A 23,166-nucleotide genomic window follows, 5' to 3' on the forward strand; every position below is an offset into this window, starting at 1 on the left:
GGGCGAATCCCAACGCGGTGCGAATGGTGGGGAGTGCGACGTTGACCACGGACATGTCGAGGGCGGCGATGGACTGGGCGACGGCAGCGGCGGCGAGCACCGTTCCGGGGCGCCCCCGTAAGTTTCTACACCGCCGGAGAGATCGTGGTCCGGGCGGCAGCGGCCCGACGGCGCGCGGCCGATGAGCGTCCGACGTACCGGGAACAGGTCTTCGCCGATCTCGACCCGGTCGAGTACCCCCGGCTGGGGCAGGTCGCGGACCGCTGGGCGCCGCTGACCGCGGAGGACACGTACCCGGACGGGCTCCGCGCCATGGCGGACGGGCTCCTGACCACCCGTTGACCCGCTCCCCTGCTTCGTCCCACTGTTCCTTGTGCGCGACGGCCCGAACGTGCGGATGGGCGCACGGCGCGCACGAAGACCCCACCGAGCCGAACGCCCAAGTCCAACTCCGGCTCCGAACACGGCATGCCGTCCTGCGACAGGATGGAGCCGTGCCAACCGAGTCGGACGAGATTGAGCTGAGCGAACACGAACTCCGGGAGATCGCGGGCTACGCGGCTGATTGTGCGCGCAGGGCGCTGCCGATCTTCGAACAGGGCCGCCCTGCTGACACCCGCCCTCGCGACGCGATCGACGCAGCGCACGCTTTCGCCGGGGGCGGCCGGCGCACGGCTGCTCTGCGGCAGAGCGCGTGGGCGGCGTACAGAGCGGCGGGAGAAGCCGCTTCACCCGCCGCGGCCGACGCGGCGCGAGCGGCAAGCCATGCGGCCGCCGCCGCGTACCTCCATCCCAAGGCAAGCGCACATCAGGTGAAACACATTCTCGGTGCGGCGGCGCATGCGGCACGAGCAGAAGAGTTGGCATCCGGAGAAGACCAGCGTGTCACTGCGGGGGCCCTTGAACGGGCGCGGCAAACCGCACCGCCGGCGGTCACCACGGTGCTCTGCCGTCTGCCCGCCGCACCTCCGGGAGGCGGGCGCGTGGGAGAGTTGATTCGCGATCTCGACGCCGCACTCCGCGCATGAGGGTGCCAAAGGGGACGTTCTGGCGTCACGGCCGATCTCCACGGTGAAAATCCCCTCAGCGGCAGGGCCGCGGCAGGCCTCGGCCCGTTGGCGTGCGAGCCAGGCGGACCAGGGGCGGACCCGGGCCCTCCGATCGCGGAGCCTCCTCGGCCTCATTGCGCACGTCCCGGCGTGCCGGACTCCTGCGTCTCTGCCGTGGTGACGAGGTCGCCTCCGCCAGCCGCGCGGGCGGCCCGGTGATGGCCACCTCAGGGCCGTGGCTGGAGCCCACACCTTGGCCCGCGGTCTGGTGGAACCTCAACGTCCAGCTGGAGTACTGGCTCATCCAGGGCTTCAACCACCCGGAGCTCGAGTCTCTCGCCACGACGCTGCGACAGGACCAGGAACAGCTCATCGCCAACGTCCCCGCCGCGTACCGCGCGGACAGCTCCGGCGTCGGCCGCAGCTCCGACATGTTCGCCAACCGTGGCGTGGGAGAACCGGGCACCGGCGCCGAGACCGGCGACCTCACCTGGGCGCTGCACAACGTGTGGCTGTCCTACCGGCACTCCATGGACGAGTCCCTGCTGCGCGACACGATCTACCCGGTGCTGCGCCGGGCGATCAACTACTACCTGCACTTCCTCACCCACGGCAGCGACGGCAAACTCCATCTGCCGAGCACGCTCTCGCCCGAGTACCCCGTCGGGCCGCCGCAGGACACCAACTACGACCTGGCGCTGCTCCGCTGGGGCTGCCAGACGCTCATCGAGTCCGCCGAACTGCTCGGCATCGGGGACGAGTTGATTCCCCGCTGGCAAGAGGTGCCGGCCAGGCTCACGCCGTTCCCGGTCGACGACAACGGTTTCATGATCGGCGCCGACACCCCGTACGCGCAGTCCCACCGGCACTACTCGCACCTGCTGATGGTCTACCCACTGTGCCTCGTCAACCGGGACCAGCCCGGCCGCCGCGACCTGATCGCGAAGTCGGTGGCCCACTGGCACGCGCTGACCGGCGCCCACCGGGGCTACAGCTACACCGGGGCCGCCTCGATGTACGCGATGACCGGTGACGGCGACACCGCGACCGGCTACCTGCGGAAGTTCTTCGACCCCACCACCCGCTTCCCCTGCCGCGCCAACACGCACTACAGCGAGGCCGGTCCGGTCATCGAGACGCCGCTGTCCGCCTCGCAGTCCCTGCACGCCATGTTCTGCCAGAGCTGGGGCGGCGTGATCCGCGTCTTCCCGGCCGTCCCGTCCGCCTGGGCGGATGTCACGCTGCACAACTTCCGCACCCAGGGGGCCTTCCTGGTCAGCGCCGTCCGCACGGCGGGAGCGACCAGGTTCATCCGGATCAGGAGCCTGGCGGGCGAGCCGCTCAAGCTGCGGCACGGCCTCGACGGGACCCTCACCGTGCTGCTGGACGACGGCACCCCGGCCCGCACCCGGGACCTCGGGCGACGGCACCCTCGCCATCGACCTGCCCCGGGGCCGCGAGGTCCTCGTCCACGCCGGCGCCCGCCCCGACCTCGTCATCGCACCCGTCACCGTCAGTGAGCCAGGCCCGGCGTGGGGGCTGCCGTAGCGCCGTCCGGGAGGCGGTGCAGCCTCATGGCGGCGGGTGCAGCACCGGTCGTACGACCGGCGGACGCCGTACCGTCGTACGACCCCGAACCCGAACCCGAACCCGACCCCGACCCCGAACCCGACAATCCGCACGCGTCTCAAGACCGCACACATGAGGGGATGCGTGACGTAGCGCCTGCGACGCTTTCGCCGTCACCCGTTCGGCCGCCATCCCCTCGCCCCGTCCGATGGCGGGTGCGCGTGGGCCACCGGCCAGGAGAGGACGCCCACTTGTCCGCTGCCGCTGCCCGCCAGGGGCGGCCCCACCTGCTGCTGATCGGATTGACACCGGCCCATCGGGGGCTGGTACTGGGGGCGAGGGCCTCCTGGGCGAGGTTCCCTTTGGGGGGTGCCACCATCCGCAATCTCTCCACCCCACGGAGGCGCCATGACGGTGCACCAACAGCAGGGCACGATGCCGACGGTTCTGGTGTACGAGGACGACCCCGGATTTCCTCCGCAGGTCAACATGCCCGTCCCGCATCCGGTTCCGCAGCTCGACACACAGCCCTTCCCCACGGCCATCGCGGATGCCGCGCCGCAGCCGGACGGTGCCGGGCCGGGCACCGAGGCCTTCCGCTACTGGGTGGCGGCCGACGCGCTGAGCAGGGCCAGCCGGACCTGGGGTCCGCTGGTACCGAGCGGAACGCAGTGGCATGCGTCGGTCGGGCGCGCTCTCACCGCGCACCTCGACGCAGGAGACGACCTCAACGCCTTCTACGACCGTAGAGGCCTCTGGTTCTTCCGCCACACGGTGGCAGGTGTCACCGTCGCCGCGTGCGTGAGCACCGAGGTCGTCTCGCACGAGCTGGGTCACGCGGTCCTGGACGCCCTGCGCCCCCGGCTGTTCAACGCGGCGAGCGCGGAGACGGCCGCACTCCACGAGGCGTTCGGTGACATCAGCGCGCTGCTGACCTCGCTCCAGCTGGAGTCGCTGCGGGTCGCGGTACTGGCCGAGACGCAGGGCGACCTCGAACTGTCCTCGCGGGTGTCGAGGACGGCCGAGCAACTGGGCGCCGCGATCCGCCGCGGCCACCCGAACGCGGTCGACCCGGACTGCCTGCGCAACCTGTCGAACAGCTTCTTCTACCGCGACCCGGTGCAGCTGCCACCGAACGGACCCGCGGCCACGCTCTCCAGCGAGCCGCACTCGTTCTCCCGGGTCTTCAGCGGCGCGTTCCTGAAGGTCGTCGCCGGGATCTTCCGGCAGCAGGACCGGCAGGACCAGGCCGGCCTGGCCAGGGCTGCCGAGATCGCGGGCCAGTTGCTGGTGGATGCCGTCGTGGCCGCGCCCGTGGTGTCCGCCTACTACGCGCAGGTCGCGGGTCACATGATCGCGGCGGACCAGCGCCGCAACGGCGGCACGTACAGTCAGTCCCTGCGCTCGGCGTTCATCCGTCACGGCATCCTCTCCCTGGAGGCCGCCGCGTCCCTCACCGAGCCGGAGGTGGCACGCCGAGGCCCCGCGATCGCCGAGGCGATGCCGGGCGGGGGTGACGACGAGGGGCTCGCGGCCGTCACGATCCAGGGGGCGGCGTACGGCGTTGCTCAGCCCGTCACCCTCTCCGCTCCCGGGGAGGAACGACGGTTCGGCATCGCGGGCTCCGATCCCGCCGGCGGCTCGCTGCGGCCCGCCGACCCCGAGCGGGTCGCCACGTCGTACCTGGAGGACCTCTTCCGCCGTGGCCGCGTCCACGTACCCGAGGAGCACCGCACCCAGGCGGCGTTCGTCGACGACGGTCCCTCCGGGATCAAGACGCACGAGATCACGCGGAACCCGTCCGGAGAGGGGCTCGCACTCGTCCGGCGGGGCTTCGACTGAGCGGTCAGCGGTCTCAACGGAAGAAGCGCAGACGGCGGACGGTCAACCGTCCGTCGTCCTCGCGCTTGATGACGTGCGTCGTCCTCGGCGTCGGCTCCTCACCCTCGAACACCGCTTCGCCGCGCGCCAGCAGGTCGCTGATGAATTTCTCGGTCGCTCGGCGTTCGGCGTCCTCGCTCTGTTCCCCTTCGCCGCCGATGCCCTTCTGACCCTTGTCACCATGTGCACCCATAGGGTGCACTTTATTCCGTTGGCGGCCGGATGCCTGCCCTGCCCGACCCCGTGGACTTGGGGCCGCAGTGTCCGTCCGGCCACCTACGAGGCTTGGTGAGGGGCGTGGGCAAGCGACTCGGCTGCCGGGACCGGCCGGCCGCCCCGGATCGGGAAGGTCTCCGTGGCGTCCACCGGCCCCCGCAGGTCCACCGTGAAACCGGCGTGTCCGAGCGCTTCGGCGCCGTGCGTGGTCACCATGGCGAGCACGAGCCGCTCGGAGACGAATTGCGCGACGACGGCCTCGGCCTCGTTCACAGCCGCGGTCAACTCGGGCAGGCCCAGGCCGTCCGGCAGCTCGACACGCGCCCTGAGCACGGGACGGTGTTCCATCGCGGCCAGAGCGAACACCGGGTGGGCCGCCGTACGCATCCCCGCCTCCCGTGCGAACGCGCGCTCCCGGGCGTCCTCGCCGACGAAGACACAGTCGTCGGCCGCCGCTCCGCCCGTGCTCGCGACCGCCTGGTCGAAGATCCCGCGGCCGTCCTTCGCGCCCCAGTGCACCAGTGCCTCGTCCGTGAAACGGCCGGGGAACGCCTCACGCAGTGCGGCCGCCGCTCGTGCGGTGGCACCGTCGCCCGGCCCGGGGTGGGAGATGATGCCCTTGCGGACCTCGCGGAGTGCGTCGAGCACGGCCATGACCCGCGGTCGGGGCTCAAGTACCAAAGAGCCGTCGGGTTTCACGTGGGCATCCGCCAGGGTCGCCCCGATGTCGAAGAAAATCACAGGCATGTGCACTGCCTGCCCGCGGCGAACGCTTTCGAGTCGGGTCCGCCCGGGTGATACGGGGCGCGGTGGCCCGGATCTGCCGATCCGGGCCACCGGCAAGTGGCTCTGTGGGGTGGTCACACAGCGGTGGTGTGGAAGCCCGCGCCCGCCGTGAGGCCCTCGGTCGAGCCGACGGCCAGGATGTCGCCGGCGATGTCCCCGATCGGCGACTCCAGGCAGAGACCGCCGGAGCCCGCAGTAGCGAGACCGGCGGAGACGCTGTCCAGTTCGGTGTCCGAGATCTCGGTCGTTTCCATGGGGGAGGCAAGATTCGTCATATGTGGTTTCCCTTCGGATAAGAATGGCGAAATGGCAAAGCCTGCCTGTTTCCCTGAACTGGAAAATTCTTTGGGCGACTTGTGCCATCCGCAGGATCAAATCACGTCGGCAAACGGGCGGCCAACCGCGCCGGGCACAAGGCGGGCGGTTCTGGAAAACCGGGCTTCACCGGAGTGACGGTGCGGTGACCGAATTTGCCGCGTCCCTTCACATGGCCTACTACCGTGCGGACTCACGCCCTTTGCCGCCGGTTCGGCAAAGCGGCTCTTCCTGGGCCAGGTCAAGGGATCTCGGGCGCGGCCGTGACGACTGTTCAGGTTGGGTACGGGCCGGCCGTGAACGGTGTGCAGATTCATGGGATTTTTGGAATCCCGCATCGGACGCCGCAACGCACCGGCCAAGCATTCCGGGCCGCCACGTGCGGACCGGGAGCAGGTGATGTCCCGGGTCGGCGGGTGTCCGTCCGCGAGATAGGCGTTGACGGTCGTGTCCACGCAGGAGTCGCCGAAGACGCGGAGACCGCGTGCTGGTCCGCTCCGCGCAGGGTCGCCAGGCCGGAGCTGGGCCACCTGCCGTGGGCGGTTTCCGCGCCGCGACAGGTGGTGCGCGGGTCGCCGGTCGCGTTGACGAGCAGGGCCGGCACGTCGTTGCGGATGGTTGTCGGGCGTTCGCGCGGCGGGTCCCGGAACGCGCACGGGCCGATGTCGTTCGTGACGGGACCGAACAGCTGGTCCCGGGTCCCGGCGCGCCGCAGATCGCGCCAGTAGGTCTCGGGGTCCCGGGGTGCGGCCACGTCCCCGCACAGGATGGCCGTTTGCACGCTGCCGTAGGCGGAGTCGGCCCCGGTCAGGAGGAAGTCGAGCGAGTCGGCCGGCCATGGCGACGGGGAGACCGTCCGGCCCTCGGCGGTGCGCCGCAGGTCCCGCACCGCCTGGGCGAAGTCACCAGAGGCGGAGGGGTTGTCCTGCGAGAGACCGTGTCGCTCGGGGTGCTCCACTCGGGTGCGTCGAGGTCGTCGGGCAGTCCGCTGGTGTGCTGCAGGACCTGGCGTACGGTGATCCGGCGTCCGTCGTAGCCGTGTCCGCGGATCAGGCCGGGCAGGTAGCTCTCCACCGGTGCGTCGAAGGACAGACGTCGTCGGGCGGCGAGTTGGAGGACGACCGTCGTGGTGAAGGTCTGCGCGCCGCGGTGATGGCCGCCAACGCCCGCCAGGGCAGCACCATCACACTCCCTCCGGGCCGCTACCAGCTGACCAATCCCGCCCGATCCCCGCCTGATCATCGGAGACCACCCCGACCCGACCACGGGTGACCTGCTTGGTGACGCTGCCCACGCGCGGCCGGTCGGTGGTGTTCCTGGGACGGCCGGTACGCAGATCGGCCATGCCGTCCGTCACTCGCGCAGGGTGCGGCCGTGGCGGGGCCTTTGACCAGGACCGCGGCACCGGCGATCCGGTCGTGCGTGACCAGGTGGTGCATGACCGGCTCAGTTCGTCGTGCGTTCCGCACGACCCGGGCAAGTGCGGTGGCGGCTGCGCGGCCGCCACCGGGGCGGCGACCAGCACGAGTGCCGTGGCCACGGCCGCGAGGACACCGGTACGTCCGCGGAGCGGAGCTCGGTAAGGAGATCGCCATGCGACATCACGCCAGGCACCGTCCACGCCACGATCACTCCGGCAGACAGCCGGTTCGGTGGTGGGGACAGCACCAGTGGAGCAAGGGAGCAAGCCCCCCTGGCTCCACCACCCGTCCGGCACAAGGAGTTCCGCAGCCGACGCCGTGCCGCCCCTGTCACCGCTCGGCCGGTTTCGCGGTCAGAGGACGTCTTCCTCCTCCGGGACGACGACCTGGTCGATCAGCGACTGGATCTTCTCGGTGGGTAGCGCGACGGACAGGGCCCAGTAGTAGATGATGAGGCTGAAGACGGCGGTGACGCCGATGTCCCACCACAGGGGGAACCACGGGTGCTTGAGGGGCCCGAAGTCGCTGAGGTAGACGATCAGGCCCATCCCGACGAGGTAGCCGGGTAGCCACTGGGCGGCGCGCAGGTCGAGCTGGGGAGTGATCGGGTTCATCTTGAACACCCGGTTGGCGACCAGGATGACGTAGCCGATGAGGATGGCGACGCCCAGTTTCCAGTCGGTGGTCCACCCCGACCACAGGATCAGCAGGTTGGCGACGACGAAGGCCAGCGGCGACATCCAACTGCCTCCCGGCAGGCGGTAGGGGCGGTGGGCGTTCGGCAGTCGGCTGCGGAACACGCCGAAGGAGAGCGGAGCGCCGGCGTACATGAGGACGCTGGCGCTGGTGATCAGGCCGACGAGGGAGCGCCAACTGGGGAAGGGCAGGAAGCAGATGCAGCCGATGACGAAGGCGGTGAGGAGGCCCGCCCAGGGGACACCGCGCCGGTTGGTGGTCTCGAACACGGAGGGGACGTAGCCGTTGCGGCTGAGGCCGTAGGAGACGCGGGAGGAGCCGGTGATGTAGATGAGGCCGGTCCCGGCGGGAGAGATGACGGCGTCGAGGTAGAGGACGGTGGCCAGCCAGCCGAGGCTGATGAGGGTGGCGACCTGGGCGAACGGGCCGCTCAACACGGTGAACGCGGAGGTGGCCCAATGGCTGCCGATCTGGGACGCGGGCAGCGCGGCGAGGAAGGTGATCTGCAGGAGGATGTAGATCACGATGCCGAGGAGGATCGATCCGATCACCGCGCGCGGGATGTCGCGCTTGGGGTTGGCGCTCTCGCCGGCGAGCTGGTCGGCCTGCTCGAATCCGAGCAGGGCGAAGATGATGCCGCTGGTGGAGACGGCGGACAGGATGCCCTTGGCTCCGTAGGGATTGAATCCGTCCGCGGCGGTGAAGTTGCTGGTGTGGAACTGGGCGACGGCGAAGACGAAGATCGTCACCAGGGGGACGCCGACCTTCCACCAGGTCGCCGCGCTGTTGGTGCGGGCCAGCAGACGGATGCTGAGGAAGTTGACGGCCGTGATGACCGCCATCAGGCCCACGGCGACGGCGATGCCGGGCGGGGTCAGGACGTGCTCGCCGCCCTGGATCTTCTCCCAGCCGCTCGCCCAGGAATAGTGCTGGGCGTAGGTGATCATCGCCAGTACTTCGATGGGCGCCACCGTGGCCGCCTGCAGCCAGGAGAACCAGCCGAAGGAAGCGCCCGCGGCTCCACCGAAGGCGTAGTGCGGGAAGCGGGCGGTGCCGCCGGAGACCGGATACATGCCGCCCAGTTCGGCGTGCACCAGCGCGAGAATCAGGATCGCGAGGCCGCCGATGGCCCAGGAGATGATCGCTGCGGGGCCCGCCGCCGCCAGGGCGCCCTGAGCGCCGAACAGCCATCCGGATCCGATGATCGAGCCTTCCGAAGCCCAGATCAGCCCGATGAAGCCGATTTCGCGTCTCAGGCCCGGCCGGTGGGTTCCCGAGGTGGGCGACGATTGGGAGACGGTCATGTTCCATACCCCCTACACAGGGTGACGCTGAACACCATCGTGCCACGGCCGGGCGGAACCGGCGGGTCCAAGGTTCCGCCCACTTGCCCGCGGGGCGGGGCGGCGTCCTGCGCCCGCGTGCCGGGTACGCAGCGTCGGCTATCGCACGGCCGCCTCCGGTGGACGTTCCCGAAGTGCGCCGTATCCGATGAAGTACGCCGGGAGGCGGCGTATCCAACGGGACCCGGTGAGCAGGCGGGTGAGGCGCACGGCCCGCTCCGCGCTGCCGAGGGGTGGACGGCCCTGTAGGACCGGAGCGATGAAGCGGGCGTGGGCCGTGCGCTGGAGCGCCTGTGTGACGACCGTTGTCGGGCGGCGGCGGCGTTGCACGCCGCGTACGTCCCGCAGGCCGACGGCCCCGCGGCGCAGCGGCTCGGTCAGGTGGCGGGCGGCGGCCACGGCGTCCTGGACCGCGAGGTTGATGCCTATGCCGAAGACCGGGGACATCGCGTGCGCGGCGTCGCCGATGCACAGCAGGCCGGGGCGGTGCCAGCGGCGCAGGCGGTCCAGGCGTACGTCGAGGAGCTTCACCTCGTCCCACGAGCGCAGGGCGTGCGCACGGCCGGCGAGCCAGGGGACGGCGGCGGTGAAGTCGGCCAGGAAGCGGTCGAGGCCGGCGGCGCGGCGCTGGGTGTCGGTGCCCTTGGGGATGAGCGCGGCGCACTGCCAGTAGTCGCCGCGGTCGATCATCGCGGTCAGGAAGCGGTCGCCGACACCGCCGACGAGTCCGCGCGGGTCCCCGTCGCGCCGGGGCAGGCGGAACCACCAGGCGTCCATCGGGCAGGTGAAGCGGTGCAGGCCCAGTTCCGGCCGGGAGCGGGCCAGTGAGCCGCGGCCGTCGCAGGCGACGGTGAGGACGGCGCGCAACTCGCCGGTGCGGCCGTCGCAGGTGCGGTAGCGCACCCCGGTCACCCGTCCGGACTCGATCAGGAAGGACGTCGCTTCGGTGCTCATCCGCAGGTCGAAGGACGGTTCGCGCCGGGCCTCGTCCGCGAGCAGGTCAAGCAGGTCCCCTTGGGGCACCATGGCCACGTAGTTGTAGGGACCGGGCAGCACCGTGAGGTCCGCGACCGTGACCGCCGAGCGGCCGGTTCCGACCGGCAGCTGGACGGTGTGCACCCGCCGCTGGGGCAGCTGGGCGAAGCGCTCGGCCAGCCCCAGGTCGTCCAGCAGCGCCAGGGTCGAGGGGTGGACGGTGTCGCCGCGGAAGTCGCGCAGGAAATCGGCGTGCTTCTCCAGCACCATCACCCGGATGCCGGAGCGGGCCAGCAGCAGGGCGAGCACCATGCCCGCGGGGCCGCCTCCCACCACACAGCAGGTGGTCTGATCCATGGCAGGTCCTGCCCTTCGGGAGAGCAGTAATTCATCAGTCGATGAATAGTATACCGCTGCGGGTCGTCGGAACATGCCGCCGACCGGAGCAATCACCGGGGTGCGGCGACCGGGCGCAGCAGGCTGGGCCTCTTGTCGGGATCGTGTGACAGGAGTCCGGTGTGCCAAGGCCGCGCAAGTCGAACCGTCAGGCGGGTCGTCGGTCCGAATGCCACGCCCTCCGGGCCGCTGAGGCCGGTCCGCCGCGGTCGGCGCGCGGGAGCGACGGGTGAGCCACGGGCGTGCCGATCGGGTACCGGCGGCCGGCGTGGCCGTACGGACTCAGCTGCCCGCTACCCCGGCGTGGATGCGCTGGCTTCCGGTCCTGTACGTCGTGATCGTTCTGCTGCTCGAACCGGTTACGCCCGTGGAGTGGCCGGTGAGTTTCGTGCTGATCGCCCTGCCTCTGCTGACCGCCTTCGCGCACGGGCCCGCCGTGGTCGCCGGCGCCACGGTGTTCGCCGTCCTCCTCGAAGGGGTGCTGGCCGGTACGCCCTGCTGTGCGGGCCGGTCCGTCGGCTACCTGTGGGACCGCCACTACGTTGCCTCGTACATCTGCACCGCCCTGGTCGGCGCCCTCGGCACGATCCTGGCCGCCCACCGGGTCCGCCGTGAGCGCACGCTCGCCGACGTGCGCTTCGTGGCCGAGATCGCGCAGCGCGTCCTGCTCAGACCCGTTCCGCACCGCATCGGCAACCTTCTCCTGGCGAGCCTCTACCTCTCCGCCGCCGCGGAGGCACGCATCGGCGGGGACCTCTACGAGGCCGTCCCCACCATGTACGGGGTCCGCCTGCTCATCGGCGACGTCCGGGGCAAGGGGCTGCTCGCGGTGGAGACCGCCGCCGCCCTGCTCGGGGCGTTCCGCGAGGCGGCGTACGACGAATCCGATCTTCCCGCGCTGGCGGGCCGCGTGGAGACGAGCATGAGCCGGGGGGCGACACTGCTCGGTGGCAGCGAGATGAGCGAAAGGTTCGTCACCGCCGTCTTCGCCGAGATCCCCGCCGACGCCCATGTCGTCCGTGTCGTCAACTGCGGCCACCCGCCCCCACTCCTCATCCGCCCCGACGAGGTGCGCGAACTCGACCGGGGCCGGTCGGCTCCGCCGCTGAACCTCGGCATGCTGATCGGGGACCCGTATCACGTCGACGTCTACGAGTTCCGGCCCGGAGACCAGCTCCTGCTGTACACGGACGGCATCACGGAGACCCGCGACCCCGCCGGTTCCTTCTACCCCCTGCCCCAGCGCCTGCGTTCCTGGGGGCCCCTGCCGCCCCGCGAGCTGATGGAACGACTCCACCAGGACCTGCTGGCCTACAGCCACGACCGCCTCCAGGACGACACCGCGGCGCTGACCGCCTGCCTGCTCGCCGACGAGCGCTCCGCACCGCCTCCGCCGCCGGCGGGGGTGGCCGACAGCGGGGAGCCCCGTTGACCGCGGCAGCCGGGACGGCCCACACGGCGGCGGGGACGTGGTCCGGCTCCGGCGCTCGGCCGCTCCCGGCACCGCGTCGACGGGGTGATGCCGCTCGCCAGGTCCGCGGCTCCACCGCCGGACAGCGTGGTAGCGTCCCCGTCGGAGGCTCGCAGGTGCCTGCCCCGGACGAGATGTGCGCCGTACCCGGCCCGCCAAGACGACGCACGCGCGGAGACATCGTGGACACCGGCACGCACCCGATCGACTTCACCGGCACCGCTCCCCTGCCGGGGCCCCTGGACGTGCGGTGGATCCACGGCTCGCCGTCGGCCAAGCACAACACCGACCCGGACATCCAGGTCCATGTCTACGACGAGCACACGTTCATCCTGCGGCAGAACATGGCGGTCCACTACGAGGCGCCGTTCCTGTTCCTGCTGTGCGGCAACGAGCGGGCGGTGCTGATCGACACCGGCGCCACCGGGTCCGCCGAGTTCTTCCCGCTGCGCCGGGTGGTCGACGGGCTGCTCACGGACTGGCTCGCCCGGCATCCACGGGACGACTACCACCTGCTCGTCCTGCACACCCACGCGCACGGTGACCACATCGCGGGCGACGAGCAGTTCGTGGGCCGCCCCGGCACCACGCTGGTGGGCGCCGACCGCGCCACCGCCTGGCGGTACTTCGGGTTCGACACGGACCCGGACGCGGTCGCCCTCGTCGACCTGGGCGGCCGGGTGCTGGAATGCCTGGCCACCCCGGGCCACCACGAGGCGGCTGTCACCTACTACGACCCGGCCACCGGTCTCCTGCTCACCGGCGACAGCGTCTATCCAGGCCGGCTCTACATCCAGGACGTTCCCGCCTTCACCCGCAGCATCGACCGCCTGATCGAGTTCGCGGACCACCGGCCCGTCACCCATGTGCTCGGCTGCCACATCGAGATGACCACCGAGCCGGGCGTGGACTACCCCGTCCGCACCACCTACCAGCCCGACGAGCCCCCGCTCCAGCTGACCCCCGCCCACCTCCGCCGGATCCGGGACGCGCTCGACCGGCTCGACGACGACCCCGGCCGGCGCGCCTGCTCCGACTTCGTCCTCTGCCCCCACACCTGAGCGCTCCGGACGGATGGCCGGGCGACCGCTCAGGCCGCGGTCGCCCCGCCGTCCACCGCGCGGTCGCGGTGGATCGGTGACTTCGAGCCGGTCAGCGGAACGCCCGTGCCGCCCCGCCGGGCGGCGACGATCTCCGCCACGATCGACAGGGCGGTCTCCTCCGGTGTGCGGGCGCCGAGGTCGAGACCGATCGGGGAGCGCAGCCTGGCCAGCTCCCGCTCGCTCACGCCTTCTTCGCGCAGCCGCCGATCGCGTTCCTCGTGGGTGCGGCGCGAGCCCATCGCGCCGACGAAGGACACCGGCATCGCGAGGGCCGCCTTGAGCAGCGGTACGTCGAACTTCGCGTCGTGGGTGAGCACGCACAGGACGGTACGGGCGTCGGTCCGGGTGCGCCGCAGGTAGCGGTGGGGCCAGTCGACGACGACCTCGTCGGCGTCGGGGAAACGGGCCCGCGTGGCGAAGACGGGGCGGGCGTCGCAGACGGTCACGTGGTATCCGAGGAACTTGCCCGCGCGTGCCAGCGCCGACGCGAAGTCCACCGCGCCGAAGACGATCATGCGCGGGGGCGGCACGTGTGATTCGACCAGCAGGGTGAGGCCGCCGGGACAGTGCGACCCGTCCGCCGACATGTCCAGCGTGCCGGTGCGCCCCGCCTCCAGCAGGGCTCGGGCCTCGGCCGTCGCCGTCCGGTCCAGCTCCGGGTCGCCGCCCAGACCGCCCTCGTACGTGCCGTCCTGCCGCACCAGCAGGGCCCGGCCGAGGAGTTCGGCCGGGCCACGGGCGACCCGGACGAGGGCCGCAGGCTCCTCTCGGACGGCGGCCGACAGGGCCGACGCCAGCACCGTACGGGCGGGCGCCTGCCCGCCCACCGGCGTGATCAGCACGTCGATCGTTCCGCCGCAGGTCAGTCCCACGGCGAAGGCGTCGTCGTCGCTGTAGCCGAACCGTTCCGTGACGCTCTCGCCCGTCTGGAGGGCCTGCAGGCACAGGTCGTACACCGCGCCCTCCACGCAGCCTCCGGAGACCGAGCCGACGACGGTGCCCGCGCTGTCGACGGCCAGGGCCGCGCCGGGGCCGCGTGGCGCGCTGCCCGCCACTGCCAGCACGGTCGCCACGGCGAAGTCCCGGCCCTCGTCGACCCAGCGGAGCAACTCCTCGGCGACGTCAAGCACTTGGCGCCCCCGCCAGGATGACGCGGTCCGGCCTGATCGGCAGGCTGCGGTGGCGTACGCCGGTCGCGTGCCAGACCGCGTTGGCGATGGCGGCCGCGGCGCCGACGATGCCGATCTCACCGATGCCCTTGATCCCGACCGGGTCCTTCGGGTCCGGGTCGTCGATCCAGTCGGCCTCGATGGAGGGTACGTCGGCGTGCGTCGCCACGTGGTAGCCGGCGAGGTCGGCAGCGACGTGGCCGCCCGAGGCGCGGTCCCGGACGGCCTCCTCGTGCAGGGCCATGGAGATGCCCCAGATCATGCCGCCGACGAACTGACTCCGCGCGGTGAGCGGGTTGACGATCCGGCCCGCCGCGAAGATGGCGAGCATGCGCCGCACACGCACCTCGCCGGTGGTGACGTCCACGGCCACCTCGGCGAACTGCGCCCCGAAGGAGTGGCGTTCGGCGGGTGCGAGGGCGCCGATGGCCGCGGTGGTGTCCGACCGCACCGTGATTCCCTCCGGGGGGATGTCGGCGCCCGGGGTCAGTCTGTCGCGCAGCTCGTCGGCCGCGGCCGTGACCGCCCAGGACCAGGAGCGGGTGCCCATGGAACCACCGGCGATCATCGCAGGCCCGAAGTCGCTGTCGCCGATGCGTACCCGGACCCGTTCCGGGGACACGCGCAGCGCGTCCGCGGCGACCAGGGTGAGTGCGGTACGGGCCCCGGTGCCGATGTCGGCGGCGGCGATCCGGACGGTGAAGGTGCCGTCCGCGTGCGCGGTGACGGTCGCCGTGGAGGGCGCGGCGCCGGCGCCGAAAGAGGCCGCCGCCGTGCCGGTGCCGAGCAGCCAGCGGCCGTCCCGGCGCAGGCCGGGGCGTGGGTCCCGGTCCGCCCAGCCGAACCTGCGGGCGCCCTCCCGGAAGCAGGCGGGCAGGTTGCGGCCGGCGAACGGCAGGCCGGAGACCGGCCCCTTGTCGGGTTCGTTGCGCAGGCGCAGCTCGATCGGGTCGAGCCCGCACTTCTCGGCGAGTTCGTCGAGCGCCGCCTCCAGCGCGAACGACCCCGGTGCCTCGCCCGGGGCGCGCATCCATGTCGGCGTGGGCACGTCGAGCCGTACGACGCGGTTGGCGGTGTGGTGGGCGTCGGCGTCGTACATCACCCGGGCCACTCCGGCGCTCGGCTCGACGAACTCGTGCACGGTGGAGGTGAGGCTGAGCGAGCGGTGCTCCAGTGCGCGCAGCCTTCCCCCGGCGTCGGCACCGAGCCTGACGCGCTGGGTGGTGGGGCTGCGGTAACCGGCCAGCGAGAACATCTGACGGCGGGTCAGGATGACGCGGACCGGGCGCTGCAGGACGGTCGCGGCCATCACGGCGGCCACCTGGTGGGCGCGGACACCCTTGCTGCCGAAGCCGCCGCCGACGTGTTCGGAGCGTACCCGCACCGAGCCGGGGTCGAGGGAGAAGAGGTTCGCGAGTTCCCCGACGACCCAGGTGGCGCCCTGGTTGGAGTCGATCACTTCGAGCCGGCCGCCGTCCCAGCGGGCGGTGGCCGCGTGCGGTTCCATCGGGTTGTGGTGTTCTTCGGGGGTGGTGTACTCGACGTCCACCACGACGTCCGACGCGGCCAGTTCGGCTTCGAGGTCCCCCTTCTCCGTCACCGCCGGCATATGGCCGTCCACCGGGTAGGCGTTCGGGTGGTCCCCGGTGAAGTCGACGTCGTGGGGCTCTTGTTCGTAGTGCACCACGAGCGCCTCGGCGGCCTCCCTGGCCTGCTCGGACGTCTCGGCGACGACCAGCGCCACCGGCCAGCCCAGGTGCGGCACCCGGTCGTGCTGGAAGACGGCACAGGTCGGGTCCGGCGAGGTGCCCAGCAGGCCGGTGTAATCGGTCGTCACCCGTGGGGCGTTGCGGTGGTCCAGGACGGCCAGGACGCCCGGCATGGCGAGGGCGGGGTCGGTGTCGATGGCCCGGATGCGGCCGCGCGCGACCGTGGACAGCACCAGCCAGCCGTGCGCCAGGTCGGTGAAGGGCACCTCGGCCGCGTAGCGGGCGGCTCCGGTGACCTTGTCCCGGCCCTCCACCCGGGTGTGCGCGGTGCCGACGGAGCGCGTCGGCGTGGATGTCCCGGTGGTGACGGTGGTCATCGGGTGGCCTCCTCGGCGAGTTCGGTCAGCACGGCCACCACGAGGTTGCGCATGAGCGTCACCTTGTACACGTTGTGCGGCAGCGGGCGCGCCGCCGCCAGCTCGGCATCCGCCGCGGTGGCGAAGGTCCGGGCGTCGGCCGGCGCGCCGGTGAGGACACGTTCGGCCGCGACGGCCCGCCACGGACGGGAGGCGACGGCGCCGAAGGCCAGGCGCACGTCCCGGACGACGCCGTCACGGACGTCGAGCGCGGCGGCGAGGGAGCCGATGGCGAAGGCGTACGAGGCACGCTCGCGCACCTTGCGGTAGCGGGAGTGGGCGGCGACGGGGGTGAGGGGCAGCACGACGCCGGTGATCAGCGCCCCCGGCGGCAGGGCGGTCTCGCGGTGCGGGGTGTCGCCGACGGGCAGGTAGAAGTCGCGAAGCGGCAACTTCCCCGGGCCGTCCGCGGTTTCGTAGTGGACGACGGCGTCGAAGGCGGTGAGTGCGACAGCCATGTCGGAGGGGTGTACGGCCACGCAGTGGTCGGTCGCGCCCAGGATCGCGTGGTTGTGGTGTTCGCCCTCGACGGCGGGGCAACCGCTGCCGGGGACACGCTTGTTGCACGGCTTGGTGACGTCGGTGAAGTAGCCGCAGCGGGTGCGCTGCAGCAGGTTCCCGCCGACCGTGGCCATGTTGCGCAGCTGTCCGGACGCGCCGGCGAGCACCGCCTGCGCGAGGGCCGGGTAGCGGCGCCGGACTTCGGGGTGGGCGGCCAGGTCGCCGTTGGTGACGGTCGCACCGATGCGCAGGCCTCCGTCCGGCGTCAACGCGATGTGATCGAGCGGGAGTTCGCGGATGTCGACGAGCCGGGCGGGTCGTTCGACGCCGGTCTTCATGAGGTCGACGAGGTTGGTGCCGCCGCCGAGGAAGCGGGTGTCCGGATCGGCGCCGAGCAGCGCGACGGCGCCGGCGACGTCGGACGCCCGCTGATAGCCGAACTCCCTCATGCCACGGTCTCCTTCGTCCCCGCCGCGGGGCTGACGCCCGCCGCGGGAGGTGAGTTGGTATGCGCACCGGTCTCGGCCGCCCGGGCCACCGCCTCCACGATCGAGACGTAGGCGCCGCAACGGCACAGGTTGCCGCTCATCCGCTCGCGGATCTCCTCGGCGGTCAGGGGCGGTGGTCCCGCCTCGGGCCGGACGTCGCCGGTGACGGCGCTCGGCCAGCCCGCCGCGTGTTCCTCGATCATCCCGATGGCCGAACAGATCTGTCCCGGAGTGCAGTAGCCGCACTGGAAACCGTCCAGATCGAGGAAGGCCTGCTGCACCGGGTGCAACTGCTCGCCGTCGGCGACGCCTTCGATGGTGGTGATCTCGCGGCCCTCGGCCGCCACGGCCAGCTGCAGGCAGGCGACGGCCCGGCGGCCGTCGAGCAGGACGGTGCAGGCACCGCATTGCCCCTGGTCACAGCCCTTCTTGGTGCCGGTCAGATCGAGGCGCTCGCGCAGTGCGTCGAGCAGGGTGGTGCGGTGGTCGACGGGCAGTGTGTACTTCTCGCCGTTGATCTTCAAGGTGATGACACTGGACGTCGATTGGGCCATGAGCAGCTTCTTTCGCGTTTCCAGGGACAGAGGGGGGTGGTCCGGCGGCCGGCGTACCGGATGCCGTGGAAGGTGCGGGGTGCGAGGCGCGGTCGATGCCGCAGGAGCGAACCGGATGTGCGGAGTGCTGGGGCCGAAGGTGCCGGCCGCTGACTGCCGTAGGGCCGCGGCCACGGCTATCGTGGACGCAACCGGACAGCTGTCCGTTACCTGGAGAACGTACCGGACAGCTGTCCGGTTAGCAAGGGCGAGGTTCGGCTACGAACCCTCGAGGAGGACGAGTGCAGCACAAGAAGGGCGCACCTCTGCGCTCGGATGCGCAGCGCAACCGTGAGCGCATTCTGGACGTGGCACTCGCCGAGCTGACGCGCTGCGCCGACGCCCCGCTGAGCACGATCGCCAGGAAGGCCGGCGTCGGACAGGGCACGTTCTACCGGAACTTCCCCAACCGCGAGGCACTCGTCCTCGAGATCTACCGCCACGAGATGCAGCAGGTCGCCGACAGCGCGGCACATCTGCTCGGGACCCTGCCGCCCGAACAGGCCCTGCGTGCCTGGATGGACCGGCTCGCCGCGTTCGCCATGACCAAGGCGGGCCTGGCCGACGCGATACGGCTGGTCACCGGCGCTCCGGGAGGACCGGCGAAGCCGTCCCCCACGCCGGTCGCCTCCGCGGCGGAGGTCCTGCTCCGCGCCAACGAGGAAGCCGGCACCATCCGCGCCGGAGTCACCGCGGATGACTTCCTCCTCGCCATCGCGGGTCTGTGGCAGCTCGACCCGCACGTCGACTGGCAGCCACGCGCCACCCGGCTCCTCAACCTCGTCATGGACGGCCTGCGCACGGGGGCGCCCGGCCGGTGAGCGAGACGCCACCGAGGGTGGGCCGGTGATCTCCGCGCGCCTCGGCGGGCCAGGCCGGTCAGCCGCGCCCTTGTCAGTGGCTCCCCGGCCGGTGGTCTGCGCCCTTGTCAGTGGCCCGGCCGGTCACCTGCCGTGACCGCGGGTTCAGAGAGTCAGCGTGATCGCAGCGGCGACACCGCCCAGGCCGAGGGCGAATGCGGCCTCGCCCCAGCCGCCCGTACCCCAGCGGAAGAACCGGTCGACGGCGAGGCGGCCGGGGCCGATGGCCGCGATGCCCAGGGCGACCACGGCGATGCAGACGCTGTACTCCACACCCCCGTCCGCCTCCCACAGACCATGGGCACCGGTGACGGTCGCCATGGCATTGATCATCATGCCGATCAGGGCGGCGGCCGCCAGAGGAGTGAACAGCCCGAGAGCCAGGCCGAGACCACCGAGGAACTCGGACAGGCCGCCGATCACGGCGAAGAGCTTTCCCGGACGGTAACCGATACTGGCGAACGCCTGACCGGTCGCCGTCAAGCCGTCTCCTCCGAAGAGCCCGAACAGTTTCTGAGCGCCGTGAGCGGCCATCAGCAGTCCGAAAGTCAGCCGGATGAGCAACAGGCCCCAGTCGGCGGCGGACGACGTCGGTGCGGTGGTGCCGTGCGCTCGCGATTCCGTGGAACTCGAAGGACGGCGCAAGATGCGTTTCGTATGCATGTCGATGCTCCGGTAGGCGCGCCGGAACGGTCGTTGCCCCCAGCTCGGCCGGTCGCCGAGGCACGGGTGGTGCGGTGCGCCCCGCGCTGCGCCGCGGAGCGTGGACCACCCCTGCCGATCCTTGTGCACCAACCATGATCGTGCATCTGGGCACGGCGGTCCCACCGCAGGGCCCACTGTCCCGGGGGCCCGGGCGAGTTCCGGCTCCCGGTCCCGATCGAGGTCAGGCGGTAGCCTTCTCGTGAGGGCAGCCATGGCCGATGAGGTACGCATCCGGCTCCTCGGCGGTTTCGCGGTGACGGTCGAGGACCGCCCGGTCGCCGCCGGGGCGTGGCGGCTGCGCAAGGCCCGGAGCCTGCTGAAACTGCTGTGCCTGGCACCGGGCCGCCGGATGCACCGGGAGCGGCTCTACGACCTGCTGTGGCCGGAGCTCGACCGCACGGCTGCCTCGAACAACCTCCACCAGGTGCTGCACGCCGTGCGGCGCGCACTGGCCTCCGCGGGGGCGCCGGGCGACGTCGTGGTGCTCCGCGACGACATGGTGCTGCTCGGCCCCGACGGCGGTGTGCGCACCGACCTCGACATGTTCGACGAGGCGGCCCGGCGGGCCTCGGACGGTGGCGGCGCCGCGGACCACCGCGCCGCGCTCGCCCTGGCCGCTCCCGGACTGCTGCCCGAGGACCGCTACGAGCCCTGGGTGAGCGAGGCGGCCGAGACGCTGGAGACACGGCGCAGGGCACTCGGGCTGGGGCTGGGCGAGGCCCTCGAGCACGAGCACCGCACGGACGAGGCCATCGACGTGCTGCGGGCCCTGATCGCCGAGGACCCGCTGCACGAGCCCGGCCACCGGGCGCTGATGCGTGTCCTCGCCGACGCCGGGCGACGCCGGGAGGCGCTGGCCGCCTACGAGCATCTGCGAGACGCACTGGGCGGGGACACCGGCGCCGACCCCGACCCGCAGACGCGCCGCCTCTATCGGGTGCTGCTGGCCGACTCGGTCGAGGCGCGCGACCGGCGGCCGCCGACCCCCCGGCACAATCTGCCGGCGCAGGCGACGGCCCTGATCGGCCGTGAGCGCGAGATGGCCGAGGTGGAGAAGCTGCTGGGGCGGAGCAGGCTGCTGACCCTGACCGGGGCCGGCGGCTGCGGCAAGACCCGGCTCGCGCTCGCCGTGGCGGCCCGTCGGGCGGACGGCTTCCGGGACGGGGCGTGGTTCGTGGACCTCGGCGGGCTGGCGGAACCGCACCTCGTGCCCGAGGCGGTCGCGGCGGCCCTGGAACTGCACCTCCCACCGACCGGCGGGAGCCGGGAAGCGCTGATCGCCCAGCTCGGCGGTCGGCAGACGCTGCTGGTGCTGGACAACTGTGAACACCTGATCGACGCATGCGCGGCGCTGGCCTCGGAGGTCCTGGCCCGCTGCCCGGGCGTCCTCGTACTCGCGACCAGCCGGGAGCCGTTGCGCAGCTACGGGGAACGCACCTTCCGGGTGCCCTCCCTCGGGCTGCCGGATCCGCGCCGGCTGCCGTCCGTGGAGGAGCTGGGCCACTTCGCCTCCGTGCGGCTGTTCGTGGAGCGGGCCGCCGACGCGACCCCGGGCTTCCGGCTGACCCCCGGCAACGCGGCGGCCGTGGCGCAGATCTGCTTCCGGCTCGACGGAATGCCCCTGGCCCTGGAGCTCGCGGCGGCTCGGGTGCATGTGCTGGCCCCGCGCCAGATCGCCGAACGGCTCGACGACGCCCTGGCCCTCCTCGGTGGGGGCAGCCGGCACGGGGCGACCCGCCAGGAGACCCTGCTGGGCACTCTGGAGTGGAGCCACCGGCTGCTCGACGACGAGGAACGGCGCCTGTTCCGCCGGCTCGCGGTCTTCGCGGGCGGCTTCTCCCTCGCCGCGGCCGAAGAGGTGTGCGCAGACGGCACGCAGACCGTCTCGGTGCTGGATCTCCTCGGCCGGCTGGCCGACAAGTCCCTGGTGTGGGCGGAGCCCCGGCAGGACGAGGTCCGCTACCGGCTGCTGGAGACGATCCGGCAGTACGCCACGGAGCGCCTGCGGGCCGCCGGGGAACTGGCGGCCACCGAGGCCCGGCACCGGCGTTTCTACCTGGCACTCGCCGAGGCACAGGACCTCGAGCGGGCCACCGGAGTGTCGGGGGCGACATCACTGGAGCTGGAGGCCGACTACGGCAACCTCCGGGCAGCCCTGCGCTCCTTCCTGCGCCACGAACCGGACAGCGCGCTGCGGCTGGCCGTCGCCCTGCGGTCGTTCTGGCCCGAACGGGGACGCCTCGCCGAGGGCCGGCGCTGGCTGGACGACACCCTGGCCGCGGCGCCGGAGCCCACCCCGCAGCGGGCCAGAGCGCTGATGGGACAGGCCGTGCTGGCGATCCGCCTCGGTGACGGCTCCCCACTGGTGGACATCGCCGAGCAGATCGTCGCCATCCACCAGCGACGGCAGGACCCGGCGGCCCTGGCGTACGCCCACTGCCAGCAGGCGATCCTGCTGTGGATGCGCGGTACGTGGGACCGCGCCCGCACCGCCCTCGAGCTGGCCCGTGCCGTCGCCCGCGACGCGGGCGACCCCTCGGTCCTGGCCACCGCCGCGCACCTCGAGGGCGTCTGGGCCGTCTGCCGCGGTGAGGGCTCGGTGGCCCGCGAGGCCTGCGAGGAATGTCTCCGACTGCTGGACGACGTCGAGGCCGGAAGGGGCCGGTTCTTCCCGGTCATGACACCGGGTTACGCGGTCGAGGAGGACGCGGCGGGGCAGGTCTCGCTCTTCTTCGAGGAGACGGTGCTCGCCGGCCGTACGGTCGGCCCGTCCCGAGCCCGTGGCTACGCCTTGGCGGATCTCGCGTGGGCGAGCCGCCTCGACGGCGACACCCGCGCCGCCATCGCGGCGGCCGAGCGCAGCGCCGACTGCTTCCGCGCGCTCGACGACCCGCACGGCGAGTCGTTGGCCCTCAACGCTCTCGGCAACATCCACCGCAGCCGGGGCGACCACGACGGGGCGAGGAAGTACCTGGACGCGGCGCTTGCGATCAGGTGCCGACTTGGCGACCGCCGGGAGGAGGGCATCACCCTCGGTTGTCTCGGCCTGCTTCATCTGGCCGAGGGGGACGCCGGCAGCGCGCGGGCGACGCTCGCCCGTGTCCTCGCTGGTTTCGAGGAGCACGACGACATCCCCGGCACCACCAACAGCCTGCTGCACCTCGGGCTCGTGGCCCGGAGCGCCGGCGACTCGGCGCGCGCCCGCGGCCTGCTGACTCACGCCCAGCGCCTGGAGCACGTCGCCGGGTCGCTCTCCGCCGCCGGCTGGGTCGACCTCATGCTGGCCCAGCTGCTGTGGCAGGCGGGTGAGCGCGAGGAGGCCCGGGTGACGGCCACCCGGGCCGGTGACCTCTTCGCGGACCTCGGCGACACCCGGGGCCCGGCCGTGCTGCGGCGCACGGTGCCACGGGCGGCGACCGGCAAAGCGGCTGCTGAGTGAGTGCTAAGTGGCGCTGCCTAGCGTCCTGTGTGTCGGTCAAAGCCACTCGATCCAAGGAGCCGACC

16 protein-coding genes, 4 pseudogenes and 1 riboswitch are annotated in these 23,166 nt (G+C 72.1%); of the genes and pseudogenes, 8 read left to right on the plus strand and 12 right to left on the minus strand.

Annotated features, from left to right (window positions below):
* Positions 1-123: 123 nt before the first annotated feature.
* The 4 genes and pseudogenes from ACFZDC_RS00580 to ACFZDC_RS00595 form a co-directional block, all read left to right on the plus strand.
* Positions 124-342: pseudogene (locus ACFZDC_RS00580) on the plus strand (TetR/AcrR family transcriptional regulator); the annotation flags it as partial.
* 152 nt (positions 343-494) lie between these two features.
* Positions 495-1,028 (plus strand): putative immunity protein, encoded by a 534-nt coding sequence (locus ACFZDC_RS00585; RefSeq protein WP_391319177.1) that lies wholly within the window; start codon positions 495-497, stop codon positions 1,026-1,028.
* A gap of 203 nt (positions 1,029-1,231) precedes the next feature.
* Positions 1,232-2,597: pseudogene (locus tag ACFZDC_RS00590) on the plus strand (Tat pathway signal sequence domain protein); the annotation flags it as partial.
* A gap of 429 nt (positions 2,598-3,026) precedes the next feature.
* Positions 3,027-4,460, plus strand: a complete 1,434-nt coding sequence (locus tag ACFZDC_RS00595; RefSeq protein ID WP_391319178.1) for a hypothetical protein — start codon at positions 3,027-3,029, stop codon at positions 4,458-4,460.
* A gap of 13 nt (positions 4,461-4,473) precedes the next feature.
* Here the strand turns inward: ACFZDC_RS00595 and ACFZDC_RS00600 are convergent, their stop codons facing one another.
* The 7 genes and pseudogenes from ACFZDC_RS00600 to ACFZDC_RS00630 form a co-directional block, all read right to left on the minus strand.
* Complete coding sequence (locus tag ACFZDC_RS00600; protein WP_391319179.1) at positions 4,474-4,692, minus strand: hypothetical protein; 219 nt, start codon at positions 4,690-4,692, stop codon at positions 4,474-4,476.
* Between the two features lie 83 nt (positions 4,693-4,775).
* Positions 4,776-5,462 carry an HAD family hydrolase gene (locus ACFZDC_RS00605; RefSeq protein ID WP_391319180.1) on the minus strand — a complete coding sequence of 229 codons (687 nt, stop codon included), beginning with the start codon at positions 5,460-5,462 and terminating at the stop codon, positions 4,776-4,778.
* Positions 5,463-5,575: 113 nt separating this feature from the next.
* Positions 5,576-5,776, minus strand: a complete 201-nt coding sequence (locus ACFZDC_RS00610; protein WP_391319181.1) for a hypothetical protein — start codon at positions 5,774-5,776, stop codon at positions 5,576-5,578.
* A gap of 420 nt (positions 5,777-6,196) precedes the next feature.
* Positions 6,197-6,756 (minus strand): annotated as a pseudogene (locus ACFZDC_RS00615) (alpha/beta hydrolase); the annotation flags it as partial.
* Between the two features lie 14 nt (positions 6,757-6,770).
* Positions 6,771-6,953 (minus strand): annotated as a pseudogene (locus ACFZDC_RS00620) (serine hydrolase); the annotation flags it as partial.
* A gap of 637 nt (positions 6,954-7,590) precedes the next feature.
* Positions 7,591-9,237 (minus strand): amino acid permease, encoded by a 1,647-nt coding sequence (locus ACFZDC_RS00625; protein WP_391319182.1) that lies wholly within the window; start codon positions 9,235-9,237, stop codon positions 7,591-7,593.
* Between the two features lie 138 nt (positions 9,238-9,375).
* Complete coding sequence (locus tag ACFZDC_RS00630) at positions 9,376-10,608, minus strand: FAD-dependent oxidoreductase (protein WP_391319183.1); 1,233 nt, start codon at positions 10,606-10,608, stop codon at positions 9,376-9,378.
* 346 nt (positions 10,609-10,954) lie between these two features.
* Between ACFZDC_RS00630 and ACFZDC_RS00635 the strand changes: the two genes are divergently transcribed.
* Entirely contained in the window at positions 10,955-12,079 is a 1,125-nt protein-coding gene (locus ACFZDC_RS00635; protein WP_391319184.1) for a SpoIIE family protein phosphatase, read from the plus strand.
* Positions 12,080-12,220: 141 nt separating this feature from the next.
* Positions 12,221-12,288, plus strand: a riboswitch (guanidine-III (ykkC-III) riboswitch).
* Between the two features lie 12 nt (positions 12,289-12,300).
* Entirely contained in the window at positions 12,301-13,179 is an 879-nt protein-coding gene (locus ACFZDC_RS00640; RefSeq protein ID WP_391319185.1) for an MBL fold metallo-hydrolase, read from the plus strand.
* A 29-nt stretch (positions 13,180-13,208) separates the two neighbouring features.
* Here ACFZDC_RS00640 and ACFZDC_RS00645 read toward each other — a convergent pair whose 3' ends face one another.
* The 4 genes from ACFZDC_RS00645 to ACFZDC_RS00660 are packed head-to-tail and all read right to left on the minus strand — an operon-like array spanning position 13,209 to position 18,058.
* Positions 13,209-14,351, minus strand: coding sequence for an XdhC family protein (locus ACFZDC_RS00645; RefSeq protein WP_391319186.1), 1,143 nt, complete (start codon positions 14,349-14,351; stop codon positions 13,209-13,211).
* Positions 14,344-16,476, minus strand: a complete 2,133-nt coding sequence (locus ACFZDC_RS00650) for a molybdopterin cofactor-binding domain-containing protein (protein WP_391319187.1) — start codon at positions 16,474-16,476, stop codon at positions 14,344-14,346. Before ACFZDC_RS00650 ends, ACFZDC_RS00645 begins: the two co-directional genes overlap by 8 nt.
* Positions 16,473-17,465 carry an FAD binding domain-containing protein gene (locus ACFZDC_RS00655; protein WP_391319188.1) on the minus strand — a complete coding sequence of 331 codons (993 nt, stop codon included), beginning with the start codon at positions 17,463-17,465 and terminating at the stop codon, positions 16,473-16,475. The genes ACFZDC_RS00650 and ACFZDC_RS00655 overlap by 4 nt, the downstream gene beginning before the upstream one ends.
* Positions 17,462-18,058, minus strand: coding sequence for a 2Fe-2S iron-sulfur cluster-binding protein (locus ACFZDC_RS00660; protein WP_391319189.1), 597 nt, complete (start codon positions 18,056-18,058; stop codon positions 17,462-17,464). The genes ACFZDC_RS00655 and ACFZDC_RS00660 overlap by 4 nt, the downstream gene beginning before the upstream one ends.
* A gap of 281 nt (positions 18,059-18,339) precedes the next feature.
* Between ACFZDC_RS00660 and ACFZDC_RS00665 the strand changes: the two genes are divergently transcribed.
* The gene (locus ACFZDC_RS00665; RefSeq protein WP_391319190.1) at positions 18,340-18,918 is read left to right on the plus strand and encodes a TetR family transcriptional regulator; all 579 of its coding nucleotides are present in this window, start codon (positions 18,340-18,342) and stop codon (positions 18,916-18,918) included.
* A 144-nt stretch (positions 18,919-19,062) separates the two neighbouring features.
* On the opposite strand, the gene ACFZDC_RS00670 is transcribed toward ACFZDC_RS00665, so the two are convergent.
* Positions 19,063-19,620 (minus strand): DoxX family membrane protein, encoded by a 558-nt coding sequence (locus ACFZDC_RS00670; protein ID WP_391319191.1) that lies wholly within the window; start codon positions 19,618-19,620, stop codon positions 19,063-19,065.
* A gap of 253 nt (positions 19,621-19,873) precedes the next feature.
* On the opposite strand from ACFZDC_RS00670, the gene ACFZDC_RS00675 reads away from it, so the two are divergent.
* Positions 19,874-23,101: a BTAD domain-containing putative transcriptional regulator gene (locus ACFZDC_RS00675; protein ID WP_391319192.1), complete on the plus strand. Its 3,228-nt coding sequence runs from the start codon at positions 19,874-19,876 to the stop codon at positions 23,099-23,101.
* Positions 23,102-23,166: the final 65 nt, after the last annotated feature.

It is taken from the genome of Streptomyces sp. NPDC007905, assembly GCF_042959345.1.
Lineage (GTDB): Bacteria > Actinomycetota > Actinomycetes > Streptomycetales > Streptomycetaceae > Streptomyces.